General features: G+C 72.9%; 22 protein-coding genes. 7 read left to right on the plus strand and 15 right to left on the minus strand.

Annotated elements, in window-relative coordinates; genetic code table 11:
- Positions 1 to 79: 79 nt before the first annotated feature.
- Positions 80 to 301, minus strand: coding sequence for a hypothetical protein (locus tag ICC28_RS39365; protein ID WP_188293680.1), 222 nt, complete (start codon positions 299 to 301; stop codon positions 80 to 82).
- Positions 302 to 548: 247 nt separating this feature from the next.
- On the opposite strand from ICC28_RS39365, the gene ICC28_RS39370 reads away from it, so the two are divergent.
- The 5 genes from ICC28_RS39370 to ICC28_RS39390 all read left to right on the plus strand — a co-directional run bounded on the left by ICC28_RS39370 (position 549) and on the right by ICC28_RS39390 (position 3,715).
- Positions 549 to 989 carry an ATP-binding protein gene (locus tag ICC28_RS39370; protein WP_188293681.1) on the plus strand — a complete coding sequence of 147 codons (441 nt, stop codon included), beginning with the start codon at positions 549 to 551 and terminating at the stop codon, positions 987 to 989.
- 192 nt (positions 990 to 1,181) lie between these two features.
- Positions 1,182 to 2,045 carry a SigB/SigF/SigG family RNA polymerase sigma factor gene (locus ICC28_RS39375; RefSeq protein WP_188293682.1) on the plus strand — a complete coding sequence of 288 codons (864 nt, stop codon included), beginning with the start codon at positions 1,182 to 1,184 and terminating at the stop codon, positions 2,043 to 2,045.
- 28 nt (positions 2,046 to 2,073) lie between these two features.
- Positions 2,074 to 2,310, plus strand: a complete 237-nt coding sequence (locus ICC28_RS39380) for a DUF5133 domain-containing protein (protein ID WP_188293683.1) — start codon at positions 2,074 to 2,076, stop codon at positions 2,308 to 2,310.
- Positions 2,311 to 2,430: 120 nt separating this feature from the next.
- Positions 2,431 to 3,264, plus strand: a complete 834-nt coding sequence (locus tag ICC28_RS39385; RefSeq protein ID WP_188293684.1) for a DUF1206 domain-containing protein — start codon at positions 2,431 to 2,433, stop codon at positions 3,262 to 3,264.
- Positions 3,265 to 3,292: 28 nt separating this feature from the next.
- A complete protein-coding gene (locus ICC28_RS39390; protein ID WP_188293685.1) occupies positions 3,293 to 3,715 on the plus strand; it encodes a hypothetical protein in 423 nt (140 codons plus the stop codon).
- 37 nt (positions 3,716 to 3,752) lie between these two features.
- Here ICC28_RS39390 and ICC28_RS39395 read toward each other — a convergent pair whose 3' ends face one another.
- The 8 genes from ICC28_RS39395 to ICC28_RS39430 all read right to left on the minus strand — a co-directional run bounded on the left by ICC28_RS39395 (position 3,753) and on the right by ICC28_RS39430 (position 13,545).
- Positions 3,753 to 5,969, minus strand: coding sequence for an FUSC family protein (locus ICC28_RS39395; RefSeq protein WP_188293699.1), 2,217 nt, complete (start codon positions 5,967 to 5,969; stop codon positions 3,753 to 3,755).
- Positions 5,970 to 6,083: 114 nt separating this feature from the next.
- On the minus strand, positions 6,084 to 7,448 hold the full coding sequence (locus ICC28_RS39400) for an NAD(P)/FAD-dependent oxidoreductase (RefSeq protein ID WP_282704137.1): 1,365 nt from the start codon (positions 7,446 to 7,448) through the stop codon (positions 6,084 to 6,086).
- A gap of 163 nt (positions 7,449 to 7,611) precedes the next feature.
- A complete protein-coding gene (locus ICC28_RS39405) occupies positions 7,612 to 9,339 on the minus strand; it encodes a PP2C family protein-serine/threonine phosphatase (protein ID WP_188293686.1) in 1,728 nt (575 codons plus the stop codon).
- Positions 9,336 to 10,388 (minus strand): ATP-binding SpoIIE family protein phosphatase, encoded by a 1,053-nt coding sequence (locus tag ICC28_RS39410; RefSeq protein WP_188293687.1) that lies wholly within the window; start codon positions 10,386 to 10,388, stop codon positions 9,336 to 9,338. The genes ICC28_RS39405 and ICC28_RS39410 overlap by 4 nt, the downstream gene beginning before the upstream one ends.
- Positions 10,388 to 10,831: an anti-sigma regulatory factor gene (locus ICC28_RS39415; RefSeq protein ID WP_188293688.1), complete on the minus strand. Its 444-nt coding sequence runs from the start codon at positions 10,829 to 10,831 to the stop codon at positions 10,388 to 10,390. Before ICC28_RS39415 ends, ICC28_RS39410 begins: the two co-directional genes overlap by 1 nt.
- Complete coding sequence (locus ICC28_RS39420; protein ID WP_188293689.1) at positions 10,828 to 11,247, minus strand: STAS domain-containing protein; 420 nt, start codon at positions 11,245 to 11,247, stop codon at positions 10,828 to 10,830. The genes ICC28_RS39415 and ICC28_RS39420 overlap by 4 nt, the downstream gene beginning before the upstream one ends.
- On the minus strand, positions 11,244 to 12,143 hold the full coding sequence (locus ICC28_RS39425) for an STAS domain-containing protein (RefSeq protein WP_188293690.1): 900 nt from the start codon (positions 12,141 to 12,143) through the stop codon (positions 11,244 to 11,246). Before ICC28_RS39425 ends, ICC28_RS39420 begins: the two co-directional genes overlap by 4 nt.
- A gap of 205 nt (positions 12,144 to 12,348) precedes the next feature.
- The gene (locus ICC28_RS39430) at positions 12,349 to 13,545 is read right to left on the minus strand and encodes a PP2C family protein-serine/threonine phosphatase (protein ID WP_188293691.1); all 1,197 of its coding nucleotides are present in this window, start codon (positions 13,543 to 13,545) and stop codon (positions 12,349 to 12,351) included.
- 97 nt (positions 13,546 to 13,642) lie between these two features.
- On the opposite strand from ICC28_RS39430, the gene ICC28_RS39435 reads away from it, so the two are divergent.
- On the plus strand, positions 13,643 to 14,119 hold the full coding sequence (locus ICC28_RS39435) for a MarR family transcriptional regulator (protein WP_188293692.1): 477 nt from the start codon (positions 13,643 to 13,645) through the stop codon (positions 14,117 to 14,119).
- 7 nt (positions 14,120 to 14,126) lie between these two features.
- Here the strand turns inward: ICC28_RS39435 and ICC28_RS39440 are convergent, their stop codons facing one another.
- From ICC28_RS39440 to ICC28_RS39455, 4 genes are all read right to left on the minus strand, one after another.
- Positions 14,127 to 14,516, minus strand: a complete 390-nt coding sequence (locus ICC28_RS39440) for an STAS domain-containing protein (RefSeq protein WP_188293693.1) — start codon at positions 14,514 to 14,516, stop codon at positions 14,127 to 14,129.
- 135 nt (positions 14,517 to 14,651) lie between these two features.
- Positions 14,652 to 15,533 carry an RNA polymerase sigma factor SigF gene (locus tag ICC28_RS39445; RefSeq protein WP_188293701.1) on the minus strand — a complete coding sequence of 294 codons (882 nt, stop codon included), beginning with the start codon at positions 15,531 to 15,533 and terminating at the stop codon, positions 14,652 to 14,654.
- 147 nt (positions 15,534 to 15,680) lie between these two features.
- Positions 15,681 to 16,115, minus strand: a complete 435-nt coding sequence (locus tag ICC28_RS39450; protein WP_188293694.1) for an ATP-binding protein — start codon at positions 16,113 to 16,115, stop codon at positions 15,681 to 15,683.
- Between the two features lie 171 nt (positions 16,116 to 16,286).
- Positions 16,287 to 18,188 carry an AMP-dependent synthetase/ligase gene (locus ICC28_RS39455; RefSeq protein ID WP_188293695.1) on the minus strand — a complete coding sequence of 634 codons (1,902 nt, stop codon included), beginning with the start codon at positions 18,186 to 18,188 and terminating at the stop codon, positions 16,287 to 16,289.
- A 149-nt stretch (positions 18,189 to 18,337) separates the two neighbouring features.
- Between ICC28_RS39455 and ICC28_RS39460 the strand changes: the two genes are divergently transcribed.
- Positions 18,338 to 18,571, plus strand: a complete 234-nt coding sequence (locus ICC28_RS39460; RefSeq protein ID WP_188293696.1) for a DUF6480 family protein — start codon at positions 18,338 to 18,340, stop codon at positions 18,569 to 18,571.
- Between the two features lie 12 nt (positions 18,572 to 18,583).
- Here the strand turns inward: ICC28_RS39460 and ICC28_RS39465 are convergent, their stop codons facing one another.
- Together ICC28_RS39465 and ICC28_RS39470 are read right to left on the minus strand one after the other, a co-directional pair.
- On the minus strand, positions 18,584 to 19,675 hold the full coding sequence (locus ICC28_RS39465; RefSeq protein WP_188293697.1) for a glutamate--cysteine ligase: 1,092 nt from the start codon (positions 19,673 to 19,675) through the stop codon (positions 18,584 to 18,586).
- 100 nt (positions 19,676 to 19,775) lie between these two features.
- The coding region (locus tag ICC28_RS39470; RefSeq protein WP_188293698.1) for an alpha amylase C-terminal domain-containing protein at positions 19,776 to 20,299 on the minus strand (524 nt) is incomplete at its 5' end.

Below are 20,299 nucleotides of genomic sequence, written 5' to 3' on the forward strand. Positions count from 1 at the left end.
TTAGGGCCTGTCCGGCGGATCATGCCGGTGAGCGATGAGCCACCGTCGCTTTCCTGCGACCTGATCCGCCGGACAGGCCCTAACCCTCCGTGGGATGCGAGCCCGGCGTCAGGATCTCGTCCAGCACCGACAGGACGGTCTCGTAGGCCAGCCACCGTACGGTGGCCTCCCGGGCGCCCTCCGGGTCGCTGGTGCGCAGGCCGAGACTGCGCGCCCGCCACGCCTCCTCCTCCCGTCGAGCGCACGTCCTGGCGCGCTGCATGCGCCGCAGCAGTTCGTCCGAGTCCACTACATCGGTCATACCGGCCGGGTACCCCGACGATCCGCGAGCAGGCCGCGGGACCCGGCCGCGGGAGGTTTGACCGGCCGAACAAGGGCGAGCCGAAGAAGAGACCCGTGGCGCTCCGTCCGCCGCGCGACCGACGCCGACGGACCGGCCACCGTGCGGGCGGGGCCGGGTGACGACCGCACGATCGCCCCGCGGCCGACCCCGGGGCGCGGCGGGGCAACCCGTTCTGCAAGTCCCCAGCGATCCAGGGAGCCAGGCGATGTGCGCGGAGCACAGGTCCGAACCCTTCCACCAGCCGTCCGCCACCGACCGACGGTGCGCGCACGTCTCCAAGCCCGCCGACGCATGCCGGGCCGTGGAGCGGGCGATCACCGAACGCTGCCGCACCGCACACATGCCGTGCGACCGCGACGCCGTGTCGGACGCGCTGCTCGTCACCTCGGAACTAGTCACCAACGCGATCCTGCACGGCGGCGGCGTCACGGACTTCAGCGTCGACCTGGTCGAGCCGGGCGTCCGCGTCTCGGTGAGCGACCCCAGCGACCGGATTCCGGTCGTCCGGGACTCCGGTGGCCCGCGCTCCGGTCGGCGGCTCGGGGGGCGCGGATGGCCCATCGTGTGCCGGCTGGCACGCGACGTGCGGGTGTCGGCGCTGCCGACCGGCGGCAAGCGCATCACCGCGGTGGTCCCGCTCGGCTGAGACGCCGCCCGAAAGTCATTGCGGAAAGCGGAGTTTGCGCCCCCGGGGGCCGGGCAGTCGCAATTTCGTGCTTCGGACCGGAGGCGCGCCTGTGGGAGCGGTATGGCTGCCCGAGGACCTTCCTTCGGACTGCGCGCCTGCCTTCTCCCGCGGTTCAAGTCCCTGAAAGCGACCCTTCAGGAGCGATTCCGCATGCTGATCGAAACGCCCACGGCCGACCGCAGCGTCTCGGCGCGACCGCACACGCCCAGCCGTCGATCGCACGACGACGCCCCCGACACCGACGAGCTGTTCCACCGTCTGGCCAGCCTCGAGGAAGGCCCCGAGCGGGACGCGGTACGCGACGAACTCCTCCGGGCCTGGCTGCCCATGGCCCACCGCATCGCCGGCAAGTTCCGCGACCGCGGCGAGGCCGTGGAGGACCTGCGCCAGGTCGCGGCACTCGGCCTGCTCAAGGCGATCGACCGGTTCGACCCGGATCGCGGAGCCTTCGAGAGCTACGCCGTGCCCACCGTCACCGGCGAGATCAAGCGGCACTTCCGGGACCGGATGTGGGCGCTGAGGGTCCCGCGCCGGGTCCAGGAACTGCGGAACAAGGTCCGGGTGGGCCGCCGTGAACTGTCCCAGGCCCCGGGCTGCCCCGAACCCTCCGTCGCCGACATCGCCGCGCACACCGGGCTGACCGAGGAGGAGGTCGCGACCGGCATGGCCGCGCTGGAGAGCTTCAGCACCCTGTCGCTGGACGCGGAACTGTCCAACGGCGACGACAACCACAGCCTCGCCGACACCCTCGGCGAACATGACCCCGGCTTCGACGTAATCGTGGACCGGGAGGCGGTCAAGGAGGGCCTGAGCCGCCTGCCGGAGCGCGAACGCGCCATCCTCTACATGCGCTTCTTCGAGGACATGACCCAAAGCCGCATCGCCGACCGGCTCGGCGTCTCCCAGATGCACGTCTCCCGGCTCATCAGCCGCAGCTGCGCCCGGGTGCGGGACGAGGCGCTGGGGCACCGGCCGGGCCGTTCGACCGGCGGCCGACACGGCTCTGCCGCCTGAAACCGACACCTGAAGGAGGAGCGAGACCATGCTGGTTCCCCACCCCGCCTTCCTGCGCGGACTGGTCGAGGAGTACGAGGCCCTGCGGGCCGCCGAAGCCGCCGGTCCGGGCGCCGAGCGGGACCCGCGGCTGCGGGACCTCGCCTACACGCTGTGCGTGTCCACCGGCACGCGCGAGGTCCGTCTGGCCCTTGAGGCGGCGCACCGCCTGCTCGCGGCCGCGCCGGCCGCGTCGGCCACTCCGGCCGCCTCACGGGCCGACTGACGCCGTGCCCTCGGGAACCGGCGATTTCCCGGCCCGGTTCCCGAGGGCACGGGCACGCCCGTACCGGCAGTCGGGGGTGTGCGGCGTCCGTGACGGGGCATCCGGAGGCGGGAGGCGAAGATGAAACCGAGCGTCGTGGCACGGGCCGGGCGGTCGACCACCGAGCGGAAGGTGACCGCGTCGGTGACCGAGGGCGCCGCCCGCGTCGGGCTGGCCGCACGCGGAGTGATCTACCTGCTGGTGGGCGCCATCGCGCTGCAGATCGCCTTCGGCGACACCAGCCGGCAGGCGGACCGCCAGGGCGCCCTGGAGCAGATCTCCGGCAAGCCGCTCGGCGCGGTCCTGCTGTGGGCGCTGGGCATCGGGCTCGTCGGCATGGCGCTGTGGCGCCTGTCGGAGGCGGTCCTCGGCGCCGCGGGCCCGGACGGCCACAAGGCCCGCAACCGCCTGCTCGCCGCGGGCCGATGCGCCTTCTACGCCTTCGCCGCCTACTCCGTACTGAGGTTCGCCGCCAATGGCGACAGGGGAAGCTCCAGCGACGAGCAGTCGCGCGACGTCACCGCCAAGGTGCTGCAATGGCCCGCAGGGCAGTGGATCGTCGCCGTCGGCGGGTGCGCCGTCGTCGTGGCGGGTGTGTGGATGGGCGTGCAGGCGCTACGGCGCTCCTACCACGACGAGCTGAAGATCGCGGAGATGTCCGGGGCGGGCCGCCGGCTGGCCGACGTGACGGGCGTGGGCGGCGGCGTCGCCCGTGGCCTGGTCTTCGCGGTCGTCGGGGCGTTCGCCGTCCGCGCCGCCGTCGACTACGACCCCGACCGGGCCAAGGGACTGGACGACGCACTGCGGTCCTTCGCCGACACACCGCTCGGCCCCTGGCTGCTGGCCTGCGTCGCCCTCGGCCTGGTGCTGTTCGGTCTGTTCTCCTTCGTCGCCGCGCGCAGAAGACGTGTCTGAGGCGCGGCACAAGGGGAACGCGCACCCCATGAACGACTACGAGCATCGGCCCGGCGGCCGCCCCGTCGACATCCACCTGCACACGCTCCGCTCCCGCATGAGCGGAGCGGACTTCCGGCTCCTGCTCGATGCCGTCGAACCGGCCCTGCGGGCCATCGACGAGCACCGCCTGTCTCCCGTGGAGTCCGTCCTGGACGGCTACGGGGACCTGCCCGAGGCGGTCCGGGAGGAGGCCCTCCTGGTCATCGCCACGGCGGTCACCGGGCGGCTCGACAACGAGGTGGTCGACATCGACTTCGGGGACGGCCCGGTGCGGGTGATCACCGACGCGGAGACCGCCTCCGACCCGGAACGCCTGAGCGCCATCGTGACCTGTCTGCGTGAGCGCCGCCGGATCGACGAGGAACTGCGGGGCATAGCCGAGGCAAGCGGCCTGCCCACCGACCTGTGACCGACAGCGCGCCCCCGCCGCACCGGCCGGGACCGGGTCAGGACGGGCCCACCGGGACGCCCAGCGGACGCGCCAGACCCACCACCGACTCGTCCAGACGCTGTACATGCCGCAGCACACGATCGGTGACCCGCCCGTACCGCGTGGCCCCGGGGGCCTGCGGCCCCAGCAGCGCGGCGACGCTGGAACCGGTCTCGACGCTCCCGCCCTCCTCCCCGGCGGCGAGGTGCCCGGCCAGCGCCCCGATGTTGCGCACGATGCGCTGCCCCGCCCCGCGCAGCCGCGGATCCGCCGCGATCGAGGGGTGCATGGGCAGGAGCTCGGCGGTCGCCGCCAGCGACCGCGCGTGGTAGGCGCACGTCTCCAGAAGAGCCACGACGTAACGGGCCGTGTCGCGCCGTGCCCGCAGCGGGGTGACCGGGTGGGTGAGCGGCTGGGTGGCGGCCCGCAGATCGGCCAGCGCCTGGTCGAGCTCGCGTGCCCGGTCCAGCAGGTCGACCGGGGGACCGCCACTGAGCTGGTCGACGGCCCGTTCGGTGACCTCCCCCAGACACCGCAGGACGGTGGCGAGGAGTTCGTCGGTACGACGGTCGGTGGGCACCGGCAGCACCAACGCCGCCGCGATCACCCCGCAGGCAGCCCCGAGCGCCGTCTCCTCCACCCGCAGCACCAGCACGGACAGGCTGTACGTGTGCAGCAGCGTGTACAGCAGGCCCAGCGCGGCGGTGACGAAGAAGGACATCAACGTGTACGACAGGGGCGCGGTGTAGAACATCGCGAAGACGCACAGCAGCACCAGGGCGAACGCCGTCCACGTGTGCTGCCCCGCGATCCCGGCCAGCACGATGCCGGCGAGCACGCCCAGCACGGTGCCGAGCAGCCGGCGATAGCCCTTGACCAGGATCTCCCCGGTGGAAGCCGTGTTGAGGAACACGATCCAGCAGGTCAGTACCGCCCAGTACCAGCGATGGCTGGAGAGCAGCTCGCCGCCCACGATGGCCAGGGCCGACCCCACGGTGACCTGCACGGCGGCCCGCGTGGTGGGCCGGTCGAGGCCGGTCGGCTCCTCCTCGGCGGCATCCTCGGCCGCGTCGATGGCGGCGTCCTCGACCTCCAGCTCCTCACGGGAGCGGGCCGTGGCCGGGGTGTCGTCCGCCCCGTCCTGCGGCCCGTCGAACGCGGTGCGCAGTCCGAGGACCGCGCGTGCGGCCTCACCGATGCCGCGGAAGACGTCCTGCACCGCAGGTGAGCCACCGGGCGGACGCTCCTCCTCGCGGTAGCCCAGCAGACGGTTGCGCACCTGGGCCAGGCCGGTTCCGCCGCCCCCGACGGCCGGATGCAGTACGAGCATCCGCAGCGCCGCCAGATCGCGGCGCAGCGTCGTGCTGGCCTCCTCGTCCACGGGCAGGCCCCCGGCGGACGGGGCCGGTGCGCCGGGCAGGTGCAGGGCGAGGGTGTCCGCACGCTCGGAGCCCCGCGCGCTCAGCAACAGCAGCCCCAGGCGCTCGGCGGCGATCTCGGCGTCCGCCACGCGTCGCTGCACGGTCCGGGCCAGGGCCTCGTCGGCCGTTCCCTCCTCCAGCCGCCCCTGGATCAGCAAGGCCGATTCGTGCAGGCGCGCGGTGCCCTCGCGTACCGCGGCCAGCGCCCGGTCCGCATCCTGGGGACCGGCCCCGACCAGGTCGATCTGTGCGGCCAGCAACTGGGCCAGCCGGGCGCGAAAGGCCTCACGCAGCCGGTCCAGGGTGCCGGACGGCGTCTCGGGCACGAGGACGAAGCGGACCAGGGCGCCGCACAGCACCGCCGCCGTCACCGCCCCGTACAGCCACGGCAGGTCCTCGACGCGGGCGCCGACGAACAGGGCCACGAAGTACAGCTGGAACGCGATCAGTCCCACGGCGGTGCCGCGGTCGCCGTAGCGGCGCCCGTAGACCGCGCCGAAGATGAGCACGACGAAGACCAGGTCGCTCGCCACCGTGTGGTCGTGCAGCAGCGCCGCCGCCGTCACGGAGGCGAGCGCCGCCGGCAGGCCCAGCGCGAGCGTGACGGCCTGCCGCGGACGCTGCTTCTCCCGGATGGCGAAGGTGGAGACCATCGCAGCCATGGCACCCGCCACCAGGTGGGTGATGTCCGCGCCGAACAGAGCCAGCACGGCGAGGGTGAGGGCGATCGAGCCGACGGTCCGCAGCCCGGCCGCCAGCCGCAGCAGGCCCGGGTCGAAGGCGACGAAGCGGGACCGCAGGCGGGCCCGCAACGGCACGTCCGCCGTCCGCTCACCGTCCCTCTCGCTGTCCCGTTCCAGGTCGCGACCCGCCTCCCGCAAGGAACGGCACCGGGGCGAGCACCCGCCCCGGGCCGCCGTCCGTACCTATGCCTCGCCGTTCGGGCCCGTCACGTACTCGCGCAGCTGCTCCGGGGACAGGTACGCGTCCGTGTACTCGAAGTCCTTGAGCTTGGCGGGCTTGCGCGCCTGGAAGCCGGTCCGTACGAAGTCGTCGCCGGCGACGGCGTTGAGCAGCCAGTTCGTCAGAACGCGTGTCTTGGCGACGTTCGTGCGCAGCGCCGACCAGTGGTAGCCGCGGGCCACCGCGAGCGCGGGCAGGCCCTTCAGCTCCACCCCGAGCGGCTTGGACACCGCGTCACGGCCACCGAGGTCGACGACGAGGCCCAGATCCTTGTGCTCGTAGGGTTGCATCGGCTGGTTGCGCAAGGTGGCGATGACGTTGTCGGCGACCACCCGGGCCTGGCGCATGGCGTGCTGGGCGGTGGGCGGACAGATCGCGTCCTTGTCGCCCTTGGCCAGATCCGGTACGGCCGCGGCGTCGCCGAGCGCGAACACACCGTCCTCGCCGGGCAGGTTCATCGCGGACGTCACCGCCAGCCGTCCGCGTACGGTCTCCGCGCCGAGCGTGCCGATGAGCGGGCTGGCGACGACGCCCGCGGTCCAGATCAGGGTGCGGGTGGGGACCACCCGGCCGTCGGTGAAGGTGACCTCCTCCGGCCCTGCCTTGGCGATCGAGACGCCCAGCGAGATGTCGATTCCGCGGCGGCGCAGGATCTCCTGGGCGTCCTTGCCCAGTTGCTCGCCCAGTTCCGGCATGAGCCTCGGGGCGATGTCGATCAGGTGCCACTTGATCAGGGCCGGGTCCAGCCGCGGGTAGCGCTTGACCGCGTTGTGGGTGAGCTGCTGCAGACAGGCGGCGGTCTCCGTGCCCGCGTAGCCGCCGCCGACCACCACGAACTGCAGCCGCGCGGCCCGCTCGGCCGGGTCGTGGCTGGCGTCGGCGAGGTCGAGCTGGGAGATGACGTGGTCGCGGATGTAGGCGGCCTCGGCGAGCGTCTTCATGCCGAAGGCGTGGTCCGTCAGCCCCGGGATGTCGAACGTACGGGTGATGCTGCCGGGGGCGAGCACGATGTAGTCGTAGGCCTCGGTGACGATCTCGTCGGTGATCGTGCGGATGACGCAGACCTTCGCCTTCAGGTCCACGCCGATGGCGCCGCCCGGAATGATCCGGGTGCGGTACTTGCGGCTGCGGCGCAGGGAGAGGGCGATCGACTGGGGAGTCAGCACTCCGGAGGCGACCTGGGGCAGCAGCGGAAGATAGAGCTGGTAGGCAAACGGGGTCACCAGGGTGACGTCGGCCTCGCGGGCGGAGAGTTTGCGTTCCAGGCGGCGGACGCACCCCACTCCGGCGAAGCCTGCGCCAACCACCAGGATCCTGGGTCGTGTCACGGTGTTCGTCCCTTCTGCGGCTCCAGGCGGTCTGCCTCGACGTGGTTCGCCTGCCCCTGGATCGCTGCTTCGCACCTCATTGATCCCACCGTGCCCGGACGCGTTGCGCCAGTCGGGTGCGGCATGCAGATGAACGAGCACGGGCGAGCCTGCCCCGCGGCGCTCAGGTCCCCTCGTCCTCCCGCACGTGGCACAGCAGCATGCACACGTCGTCGTCGCCCTCGGAGTCGCTCAGCATGGGGCGCAGGATCCGGTCCGCCGCGGCGTCCAGGTCCTGGTCCAGCTCGGCGGCGGTGAACCCGGCGAGCGTCGCGGCCAGCCGGTCGATGCCCGGGTCTATGCCCAGGCCGCGTCGCTCGACCAGACCGTCCGTGTACAGCGCCAGCGTCGACCCGGGCGGGAGCCGCTCGGTGTGGTCGGCGATGTCCTGGCGCAACGGGATGCCGAGCATGGCACCGGGCTTGGCGTCCAACGCGCGCGCCGACCCGTCCCCGGTCCGCAGCACCGGCGGCGGATGGCCGGCCGCGGCCCAGGTGAGCGTTGGGTCCCCGGGCCGGAAACGGGCGATGACCGCCGTGGCGTACAGATCGGGCTGCAGGTGGTGCAGGAAATCGTGCAACCGCGTCAGCAGCTGACCGGGGCTGGCGTTGTCCACGGCGTACGCGCGCAGGGCGGTGCGCAGTTGGCTCATCATCACCGCCGCGTGCAGACCGTGCCCGGTCACGTCGCCGACGACCGTGATCAGGCTGCCGTCCGGCTGACGGAAGGCGTCGTACCAGTCGCCCCCGATGTTGAGCCCGTGGGTCGCGGGCAGGTAGCGGGCGGCCAGCCGCAGGCGGGGTGGTGCGGACAGCTCCGTGAGCAGGGCTCGCTGGAGGGTCTCCGCGATGTCACGGTTGTGCTCGAAGCGTCGCGCGTTGTCCAGCGCGATGCTGGCCCGCCGGGTGAACTCCAGCAGCATCACGGCGTCGTCGGGGTCCCAGCGCGCACCGGGCGGCGACAGCGTCAGCACGCCGAGCGTCGCCCGCCGGATGCGCAGCGGCACGCACAGCATCGGGCTGCCGGGGGCGAGCGCGGAGGGCGGGCGGTCCTCGACACCCGGCAGACCGCCCGGAGCCTCGGCGGCGTACTGCGGACGGCCCGTGCGTGCCGCCCGCACCGCGGCCGCCGGACGGGGCGCGGACCGGTGCCGCGCCGCATCGTTCTCGAAGAGCCAGACGTCGACGCTGCGGGCGTACTGCGGCACGAGCAGCTCCGGCAGCCGCCGCACGATCTCGTCCTGGTCCAGCGAGGCGGTCAGCACCGCGCTCGCGTCGGCCAGGAACGTGAGGCGGCGGCGGGCGCTCTCCGCCTCCTGGCGGGCTGCGTGCTCGGCGGCGAACGCCTCGCGCTGGGCGCGGTCGGCCGAGTCCAGCTCGGCGTGGAGCGCCAGCACGCCCTGGTTGGTCTGGTGCAGCTCCTCGCGGTGGAAGGCGACCAGTTCCTCCTGCTCCGCGAGCTTGCCGAGCACCGCCGCGGTGTCCTCGTCGGCGCCCAGCAGCGCCTCGGCGAGGGTGGCCCGGTCCTCCGGCACGCTGCCGCCGACGGCCGCGGTGTGCGGTGCGGCGCAGGGGACACTCATCTGCCAGGGCGGCGCGGGCGCGATGAGCGGCTCGCCCTCGGGGACCACCCGGACGTGCAGGTGGTGCTCCCCGCGGGGCGCCGCGACGGCGGACAGGGTGACCAGCCAGGCACCCCCCTTGGTGAGGCACTGCCGCAGATGCGTGCTGAGCGCGGCGGTGATCCGGGCTCGGTCGAGCGTGGACACGCCGTGCGCGGTGGACAGCCGCGCCACGGCGATGCGCGCCCGCGCGGCCCGGGTGACGTCGGTGATCCGCCAGGTGTACGTCATGACACGTCCGCCGCGGGAGACAGTACGGCGACGGTGAGGTCGTCCCGCACCGGGCGCGCAAAGCTGCTGGCGTCGCGCACCGTCACGGCCGCTGCCACGGCCGGGTCGGCCGTGCGGGGGAAGGCGTCCGGCGGGGGAGTCCAGCGGCTGGGCAGGCCGTCGCTGTGCAGGATGAGCAGCCCGTCCGGCGCCCAGGGCACCTGCTGCTGGTGGAGCCGTGCGGGGCGGTGAACGCCCACGGCTCCGGGGCGTGAGAGCAACGGCCGCCAGGTGCCCCGGTGCCTCAGCCGCGCGCCGACGTTCCCGACGCCCGCGAAGCTCAGCACTCCGGTGCCGGTGTCGAGCTGGGCCACCGCCATCGCGGCCCCGCGGGTGCCGCGCAGCGCGTCCTCGGCCTGACGCAGCAGCTCGGCCGGGGCCAGGTGCGCCGAGCGGTGCACGGCCTGTACCGCGACGCCGGACGCGGCGGCGGCCTCGGGCCCGCGGCCCAGCCCGTCGGCCAGCACCAGGCTCAGCCGCGTGTGCGAACGCGCCCACGTCCAGGCGTCACCCGAGCAGTCCGCGCCGGCGAAGGGCACGGTGATGCCGCCCGCTCGCGCGCTCGCCCCGGCCGGTGTGCCGGGCCCGGCCAGGTCGCCGATCCGGGCCACCGCGACCGTCCCCCGGCCCGGGGCGCCGTGCAGGTCGAAGGTGTCGGCCGCGCGCCGGCAGGTGCCGAGCCCGGCGCCGAGGGAGGCGGCGGTGGAGAAGCCGTCGCTCAGGGCGCCGGGCACGTCGTCGAGCCCCGGACCGCGGTCGATCGCGGCGATCTGCACGACGCCGGCGCCGGGCCGCGGGGACCGAGGGAGGGGCGGTGCGACGACGTCGACCAGCAGTTGCCCGCCCCCGGCGTGCTTGAGGAGGTTGGTGGCCAGCTCGCTGGCCACCAGCGCCGCGGCCGCGGTACGCCGCTCGCCCAGCCCGGCCAGCGCCGACGCGGCCTCGGCCGCCACCCGGGCGTCGCGCACCCGGGTGGGGTCGTGGACCGGGACGTCCCACACACGCGCCATCAGACACCCCCGCGCGGCCGCGGCGCCGTGCCGACCCAGGAGACCACCGTCACCCGTGTGCCCCGGCCGGGCGTGCTGTCGAGCTCGAAGGCATGGACGAGACGGCGTGCTCCGCCCAGCCCCATGCCCAGACCGCCCCCCGAGGTGTAGCCGTCGCGCAGCGCCCGGTGCGGATCGGCGATGCCGGGCCCTTCGTCGGCGAAGACAAGCCGGAGCCCCTTGGTACGGCTGTTCTCCAGCGGTTCCGCGCGCATCACACCGCCTCCGCCGTGGACCAGCGTGTTGCGGGCCAGTTCGCTGGCCGCGGTGACCAGCTTGGTCTGGTCCACCAGTCCGAAACCGAGCCGGGCCGCCGTCTGCCGCACGTGCTGCCGGGCCCGGACCAGATCCGTCTCGGAGTGGATCGGCAGGCAGTGCCCGGCTCCGGCGGCCGTCTCCGTCATGGTCGCTCCTGGCCTCGGCCGACCGCGCGGGGCCGATACCGGTTGGTGGTGACAAGCCCCATCGCCCGCTCGGTGTTCAGCGCGGTGCGCAGCCCCGGCAGGTCCATCCCGAGTTCGACCAGGGTGATCGCGACGGCGGGCCGCATGCCGGACACCACCGTCTCGGCAGCCAGCAGCTCCGCGTTCGCCGCGATCTCGGCCAGTACACGTCCCAGGAAGGAGTCGACGACGTCCACCTCGGCGATGTCGATGATCACGCCGGTCGCCCCGCTGTGCGCGATCGCCGCGACGACGTCCTGCTGGAGCTGCTGGGCCGCGCCGTCGTGCAGATCGCCCTGGACGGCCACCAGGAGCACGTCGTCGAGCCTGCGGACCGGCACACGGCCCGGGACGGGGGACGGGTACGCGTCGCTCACGGGGTGCCCGCACCGCCCGGCGCCGGACCCACCACGGTGACGTCGAGGCGGTGCAGGGCGTACGCGAGGGCGTCGGCGAGGCTGGCCCGGGTGACCACCGTGCCCAGGTCGAGCCCCAGGTGGACGATGGTCTGGGCGATGGCGGGACGGATGCCGGACACGACGCACTCCGCACCCATCAGGCGCGCGGCGGCGACCGTCCTCATCAGATGCTGCGCCACCAGGGAGTCGACCGTCGGCACCCCGGTGATGTCCAGGATCGCGAACCGGGCCTGCTGCTCGACCACGGCATCGAGCAGGGTCTCCATCACCACCTGGCTGCGGGCGCTGTCGAGAGTGCCGATCAGGGGAACCGCGACGACGCCGTCCCACAGCCGGACCACCGGCGTCGCGACCTCCAGGAGCTGGAGCTGCTGGCGCTCGATGAGTGCCTGCCCCTCGTTCAGCGCCGTCTCCATGACGACCAGACGCAGGGTGCCCATCAGCACGGTGAGCGCCGAGTCGCAGGCCCTGACGCGTTCCTCCGGCGCGCCGGCGAGGTCGGCGACCAGCAGCTGCGACACCGCAGGGCGCAGGGTCTCCACTTCCGTGGTCACCTGGGAGATGCTGAGGCCGGCCCGGGACCGGGAGGCCGCCATCCTCGCCAACTGCTCCCGGACGAGGGTGAATCCGGTGGCGTCGGGTGCGTCCACCCGTCCGGCGCGGGCCACTTCGGCGAGCGCGTCCACCACGGCCCGGGACGCCTCCACCGCCTCGTCCCGGGAGACCGTGAACACCGAACGGAAAAGGGGCTCGTCGGCCCAGCGCTGAGCGATCTGCTCCCGTTGGGCGTGCAGGAAGACGCCCAACTGCTGTGTCACCAGACCCTGCTGTCGCTCGCCATCGTGCTCCGGCACGTACACAACTCCTCGTTCGCATTACGTCGTCACCCACCCGCAGGTGGCGTCGGGCCAGCGTCAATCATTGCCGGACGACAACTGTATCCATGCCCCGCCGCGCTCGGCACCCACCTTGCGGAAGAGGAGGGTCCGCGGGCCGACGGCGCACAACGCCCGTGCGAGGCACGGGTCGTCCTTCTGCGGCACGCCTCGGGCGGCTGCATCACCCTGTGGGCGCAGCGGTCCCGTCGTGGCCGTCCGGCCGTGCGCCGAACCAGTCCAGGCAGGCCGCCACCGCCTCGGCGTCGGGTTCGCCCGTGTCCTGTCGCCCCGCCACTTCGCGCAGCACGGCCGCGGGAACCTCGGTCGGGCGCAGCAGGCCGGTGGCGGCCACGGCCCGGGCGAGCGCGCGCTCGCCCGGGCCGTCGCCGCCCGGGCCGGATGCGCCGGACCGGCGCCCCTCGCCGACGAGGACGAGGCGGTCGCCGGGGCGCAGGGCGAACTCCTGCGCCGCGTAGTCCGTCTCCTCGAACATGCCGAGGGGGAGCTGGTCCTCCACGTCGACGGTGGTCGCCGCCCGGTCGCGCAACCTCACCATCCGGGAGGCTCCGGCCGCCACCACGCGCAGCCGTTCCGTCGTGGTCGCCAGCTCCGCGAGCAGGGCGGGCACATGGGCCTTGCCCTGGAAGTGCGCGTACAGCGCCTGGTCGGTCAGGGCCGCCTGGTCCGCGAGGGGGAGCCCCGCGCGGCGCGCGTTGCGCAGGGCCGCGACGGCCAGGTGCGTCCGCAGCGAGGCGTCGACGCCCTCGCCCGTGCCGTCCACCAGGTACAGCGTCAGCCGGTCGGCGCCGAGCGCCCAGTCGAAGCACGTGCCCTGGAGCCCGTAGGCGGGGTGCATATGGGCGCCCAGCGCGAACTCGGGCCGCTCGCAGGAGCGGGCCGGCGGCAGCTGCCACTGCAGCTCGGCCGTGAGCGTGAGGCGCTCCTGGCGGAGCGCCTGGTGGAACAGGTCGGTGCCGCGTCCGGCGACCACCACCTCATGGCCCAGCACCTGCGCCAGCTCGGCGAGTTCACCCAGTTCCCGGCGGGCCCGCACTCCTGTGACGGAGAGCACGCCGAGCCGGTCGCCGCGTGCCGTCACCGGCAGATGCGCCCGCACGGCACCCTCGCCGTCCGGCTCCTCGAGGACGGTCCGCTGGGCGGAGAAGGCACGGCCGGCCGGGGTGCCGTGCACGGGCTGCGGCCGACGTTCCCGTGCGGCGTCGGTCACCGGCAGCAGGACGCCGTGGCCGTAGTCGGCCAGCAGGAAGTCGGCCGACTCGGCCGCGTAGTGGGCGCGCAGGACGCGGCGCAGGGCGTCGGGCAGCCGGTGCGGGGCGGCCGAGCGCAGCGCGCGGTGGGAGATCACGAGTCTGTTCACGATGTCGGCACCTCTTCCTTTCCGTGGGCGTCGCGCCGCACCGGCACACGGCACGGGCGAGCTGACACCGTCCCCCGAAGCCTGGGAAAGTGTCGGGATGACTTCCTCCACCTCACGTCCCGGCCCCCATGAGGCGGCCCGTGTGACGTCCCGGGCGGCGGAGCTGCTGGAGGTCGTGTGGGGACGCACATCGACCAGCCCGGTCTCCCCCTCCCAGCTGCGTGTGCTGTTCATCCTGGAGCACCAGGAGGGCATCAATCTGCGCGGACTGGCCGACGCTCTCGGTTCCACGCCTCCGTCCACGAGCCGGTTGTGCGACCGTCTGCAGGCCGTCGGCTTCGTGGACCGCGAGGCCGCCGCCGACGACCGCCGTGAGCTGCGCCTGCACCTCAGCCGCCGCGGCCGGGCCTACCTGGCCGATCTGCGGTCCCGGCGCGAGGCGGCCCTCCGCTCCGTGCTGGAGCAGATGACCGCCGGGGAGCGAGCCGCGCTGTTGAAGGGGCTGGAGGGGTTCTGCGCCGCCGCGGCGGCCCGGGTCGACGAGGACTACCGGCCCGGGATCCGCAGCGCCTGACGGTGCATCAGGTCTTGCGGTCGGTTTCGGGGCCCGGTCCGTTCTCCACGCGCTCCAGGGCCTCGTCGACGCTCCCGGAGACCGGGATGGTGATGCTCACACCCGTGAGGTCCAGGATGCGCCGTACGGGAGGGGTCGGGGAGACGATGTGCACGCTTCCCGCGGTTTCACGTACCTCCTGGTAGACGCGCAGGATGATGTTCATGCCGGAGGAGTCCATGAACGGCACGTCGGACAGATCGAGCACGAAGTGCTTGTGTCCGTGGTGGAGCTGGTTGGCGAGATGGTGCTGGAACTCCGTTCCGGTGTCCAGGTCGAGGTGGCCGGTCAGCGTCAGCACGGCGGTGTCCGTCCCGTGCAGGACGACTTCGACGGAGAGGGGGCGGGCGATGGGCACGGGTTGCCTCCAACGGGTCCGGGCGGCCAGTACTGGTTACCCCTGCGGGGCACTTCAAAGCCTGTCGGGTGCTGGGATGCACGAAGTGAGTGCTCTCACAGCGCGGCGTTCGCGGCCGGTCGCCGCGGCCGCCTCTCAGACCACCTGCGGATCCAGCAGGCCCGCGCGGAGGTGCTTCACCATCCGGCTGAGCAGCCGCGAGACGTGCATCTGGGAGATCCCGAGTTCCTCCCCGATCTGGGCCTGGGTGCGCTCTTCGACGAAGCGCATGTGCAGGATCCTGCGCTCCCGCTCGTCGAGCTCGGAGATGAGCGGAGCAAGGGAGTTGAAGTCCTCGACCAGCTCCAGCGTCGGATCCTCCTCGCCGATGAGGTCGGCCAGCACGCTCTCCCCCTCGATGCCCCCGTCGGGCGCGAGCGCGGCGTCCAGGGAGGCGGAGGTGTAGGCGTTGGCCGCCTTGCGGGCCTCTATGACCTCTTCCTCGGACAGCGACATGAGCTGGGACAGCTCGCGCGTGGTCGGCGTACGGCCCAGGCGGGTGCGCAGCTCGTCGGTGGCCTTGGCGAGTTCCACACGTGCTTCCTGGAGCCTGCGCGGAACGTGCACCGCCCAACTGGTGTCCCGGAAGAAGCGCTTGATCTCACCGACGATGTAGGGGATGGCGAACGACGTGAACTCGACCTCGCGGGCGAGCTCGAACCGGTCGATCGCCTTGATCAGGCCGATGATTCCGACCTGGACGATGTCCTCCATCGATTCGCTCCGGCTGCGGAACCTGGAGGCGGCGTAGCGGACCAGGGAGAGATTCAGCTCGATCAGGGTGTTGCGCGCGTACTGGTACTCGGGGGTTCCCTCTTCCAGTACCGCCAGGCGGTCGAAGAACTGCCGGGACAGCTCGCGGGCGTCCTGCGGCCCGACCTTCGACGGGGCATCGATCCAGGGCAGTTCGGACCGGCTCCCCTTGAGACCGGTCCTGCCCGCCGTGGCCGTCGCCTCTGCCACCGTCACGGCCTCCATGGTGTCCACTCCCATCGTCGCGTACGTCGTCGTGTGAGTTCCCGTGCCCCCGAACCGGGTTCTCATGCGAAGGCGTGGCGAAGAACCCCGTACCGGGGACCGACGTGGCCGAAGATCGCCTCTCCGCCGGCTGTGCCGCGCCCCGGCTCACCAAGGGAGGAATACGTGGATGTCCTTGCCGTGCTCGTGCGGGACGACGCTGACCTGTTCGCCCAGCACCTCGATCAGGTACCAGCCGATGCCGCCGCCACCGTTGTGCGGACGGAACCGGCGCGGGGTCGGCCGGGTCGTGCTGCTGTCGCACATCACCACGTGCACGCCGTCGGACGTCCGGCCCATCCGCAGCTCGAACGGGCCCGGCGCGTACTGCACGGCATTCGCGGCCAGCTCGGCGACCACCAGGAGTACGTCGTCCAGGTGGTCGGGGCTGGAGGGTGGCGCGTCCCGCGCGAGACCGCGGAGGAAATCCTCCGCGGCCAGGCGGGCCCCGGTCACATCGGCCAGCGCGCCCGTGAAGCGGCTGACGTGGTGCGCGTCCGTCTCGGACGGCGGTGAGTCTTTCCAACGCGGCTCGGTCGCCATATCGCCTTCCCGGCCCGGCGCCGGCGGGACTGCAGTTCGTTCGCCCGGCGTCCTGTCTCTGATCCCTGCGGGTGCTCCCGTGTCGGCCCTGGGCCGGTCCTGTGGGATCCCTGGGGTGTCAGATTCCCGATTCGTCGCGAGCTACGCACCCGACTTGTCCTGGATACGCGGTCAGCGGAAGACATTGTCGGCGTCGTCCCACTGTGCCCATTCGTCGGCCGGGCTCTGTCGCGGAGTGGGCGTGCGCGCCTGGTACATCGCGTCGATCTCCGTCGCGTAGTGCCGCACGATGGTGTCCCTGCGCAGCTTCATCGACGGAGTCAGCATGCCGTTGGACAGGTCGAACGGCTCCGGCAGCACCCGGAAGACCCGGATCGACTCCGAGCGCGACACCGCGCTGTTGGCGGCGGCCACGGCCCGCGCGACCTCCTCCCGCAGCGCGTTCGCCTCCCGGGCGTCCCGGTTCGGCGCGTCGGTGCGCGGCACCTGGGTGCCGCGCCACCACGCCACGAAGTCCGGGTCCAGCGTGAGCAGGGCGCCGACGCAGGGGCGGTTGTCGCCGACGACCACCGCTTGGTGGATCATCGGGTGCATCGTCAGCCGGTGCTCCAGGGTGGCCGGGGAGACGCTCTTGCCGCTGCTGGTGATGACCACGTCCTTCTTGCGCCCGGTGATCGTCAGATAGCCGTCGGCGTCGAGCAGCCCGAGGTCACCGGTGGCCAGCCAGCCGCCGCGCAGCGCGGCCCGGGTCGCCGACTCCGCGCCCACGTACCCCTGGAACACCGAGGGGCCGCGCACCAGGATCTCACCGTCGTCCGCCACCCGCAGGGCCATGCCCGGCAGGATCTTGCCCACCGTGCCCGCCCGCTCCCGGCCCGGCGGCTGGGCCGTGATCCCGCCGCTGGTCTCGGTGAGGCCGTAGCCGTCGTTGATGGGGATGCCGATGCCCTCGTAGAAATGGGCGAGTTCGCGGCTGAGCGGTGAGCCGCCGGACGTGGCCCACAGCACTCTGCCGCCCAGCGCCTCGCGCAGTCTGCGGTACACCGTGCGTTCGTACAGGGCGTGCTGGAGCCGCAGATCGAGGCCCGGTCCCGGGCCCTCGTCGAGCCGTGCGCGCTCCGTCGCGGCGGCGAAGTCCCGTGCGGTGGCGGCGGCCCGCTCGAACAGGGCGCCGCGGCCCGACTCCCGGGTCGTGCGCAGGAAGTTCTTGTAGATCTTCTCGAACACCGAGGGGACGGCACAGAAGTACGTGGGCCGGAAGGAGCGCAGCGCCGAGGAGAGCGAGTCCGCGGTCAGGTCGGGCTCGTGGCCCATCACCATGCCGCCGCGCAGACACAGACCCTGCACCATCAGGCCGTACACATGGGAGAAGGGCAGGAAGGCGAGGACCGACGCCTGCCCGCCCGGCGGTACCACCAGGTGCCCCCAGCCGGCGAGCAGGGTGTCGCAGGAGCTGGCCAGGTTGCGGTGGCTGAGCGCGCATCCCAGGGGGTGGCCCGTGGTGCCCGAGGTGTAGGCGACCACGGCCGTGGAGTCCGGCAGCACGATGCGGCGCAGCGAGTCGACCGTGGTCTGCGGCACCGGCTCGCCCCGGGTGACCAGTTCGTCGAGCGCGCCCGCGTCGAGCTGCCACACATGGCGCAGCCGGGGCAGCGAGGCGCACACCGAGCCGACCGTCATGACCGCCTGTTCGTCCTCGACCACCACGCCCACGCAGCCGGAGTCCTTCAGGATCCACTCCACCTGGTCGCGCGAGGAGGTCGGATAGACCGGGACCACCTCGGCGCCCACCGCCCACAGGGCATAGCTGAGGACCGTCCACTCGTACCGGGTGCGCGCCATGATCGCCACGCGGTGGCCCGGCGAGATCCCGGACGCGATCAGCCCCTTGGCCAGGTCCACCACCGTGTCCCGCAGCTCCACCGCGGTCACCTCCTGCCAGGCGGCGGAACCCGTCGGGCGGTGCGTGAGGACCGGCAGGGTGGGATCGAGGTCGGCCCGTTCGAAGATGCCGTCGGCGAGGCCGCCGACCAGCGGCGACGAGATCGCGGGAGCCTTGGCGAGGTCGCGCATGCGCAGCTCCTGAGCTGTACCGAATGTGACGCCACCGATGAGCAGAGTTATCGGCGGTGCTCGAATGTAGCCCAGCTACGAGCGAACCGCGCCGGAAACCGACAACCCGCCGACTGATGATCTGGGCGCGTTCGGGGGACCCGGAGGACATGACCCACGTCAACCCCGATCCGGAGCCCGAACGCACCACCGGTCTCGAACCCGGCGGCGGCGTACCACCGGGCGAAACCCCGCCGGCGGAGAGCAGCCTGCCCGAGGCAGGCCCGCAGGAGACGCACAATCCGCCGACGGGATGGGCCAAGGCACCGCTGGTCCTCATCCTCGCTCTCGCCGTGATCTGCGCGGCCTTCTTCCTGGTCTACGCGCTGGTCCTGCTGCTGTGACCGGCGCGGGACTCACCCCTGGGTGTGCCGTACGCACTCGGTGACGACGTCCCGCAGACTGCCGCTGCGGCGCATCAGCTCGCGCTGCACCCGGGCCCCGTTGCCGCGCCCCAGCAGGCCGGCGACGCAGGCACGGGCCCGATCCAGGTCGCCGCAGTCCGCCAGCGCGTCCCCGACTTGGTCCAGCAGCGCCTGGAGCACGGCCTGGGCGGGCATGCGCTGCATGGTCACCGGATGCAGCAGCTCGTCCGTCAGCCCGTTCCGGGCGGCCTGCCAGGCCGCCAGCCGCAGCACGCTCACACTGTGCTCCGCGGGCTCCCGGCCCGCCCGCCACTCGCGTGCGGCGGTCTCCACCAGACCGCGGGCGAGGGTGGCGACGAGGACGGCCGTCTCGGCGTGCAGGCACACGTCCGACACGCGGATCTCCACCGTCGGGTAGTTGCGGGACAGCCGCGCGTCGAAGTAGACCATCGCCTCGTCGAGGATCACCCCGGTGGCGAGCATGTCCGCGACCACCTGGTGGTACCGCCGCGCCGACCCGAAGACCTCGGTCGCGCCCGCCGACGGCCACCGCTGCCACACCCGGCTGCGGTAACTGCTGTACCCGGTGTCCCGGCCCTGCCAGAAGGGCGAGTTCGCGCTCACCGCCGCGAGCACCGACAACCAGGGCCGCAGCCGGTCGATGACGGCGACACCCTCCTCGTCGGAGTCGACACTCACATGCACATGGCAACCGAGGACGAGCTGTTCCTGCGTCGCGATGCCGTACTGCTCCGCCATCCACTGGTAGCGGTGGTTCGTCCCCACGGACGGGCTGACCGGTAGCGGCGAGGTGGCCAGCGCGGCGACCGCACAGCCGATCCCGCCCGCGTGCCGCGCCGCCTCCTTGCGGCACCGCACGATCTCCCTGCCCAGCGCGTCCATGTCGGACTGCGGATGCGTGGCGAACTCCAGCATCTGGTTGTGCAGTTCCCTCTCGAACACGTCGTCCCCGTCCGCGCGGTCCAGCGCGGCCCGGGCGAGAACCGCGGCGGACAGGGCCCGCGGCTCGCCCGTGTCCGGGTCGACAAGGAGGAGCTCCTCCTCCACTCCGACGGTGCGCACGTGAGGCAGCCCTTCTCTGGTGCGAGGACGAGGATTGCTCGTCGTACGCCCCGACTGCCCCTTTCGGGGCATCCGGACACCTGCCGGCGCGGCGCGGGCCTCAGCCGGGATACGGCGTCAGCCACACTGTGGCCAGCGGAGGCAGGGTCAGCCGGATGCCGCCGTCCTCCGGTTTGACCGGGTCGGGCCGGGTGACGTCGCCGCCTCCGTAGCGGGCGGCGTCGGTGTTGAGGATCTCCTGCCAGGCGGGCACGTCCCCGGGGGTCCACAGGCGGTAGTCGTGGCGGACCACCGGGGAGAAGTTCGACACCGCCAGCAGGGGCGCGCCCTCCGCGTCGTACCGCAGGAACGCGAAGACGTTGTCCTCGGCCGCGTCGCCGGCCACCCACTGGAAGCCGCCCGGGTCGGTGTCGCGCTGCCACAGCGCCGGGGTCGCCCGGTAGACCGAGTTGAGATCGCGGACCAGGTCCCGCACGCCGCGGTGGTCGGCCTCGGCGCCGTAGGCCGGGTCCAGCAGCCACCAGTCGGGACCGTGGGCCTCGGCCCACTCCGCGCCCTGGGCGAACTCCTGGCCCATGAAGAGGAGTTGCTTGCCGGGGTGGGCCCACATGAAGCCCAGGTACG

The organism is Streptomyces sp. TRM68416 (genome assembly GCF_014596915.1).
GTDB lineage: Bacteria > Actinomycetota > Actinomycetes > Streptomycetales > Streptomycetaceae > Streptomyces.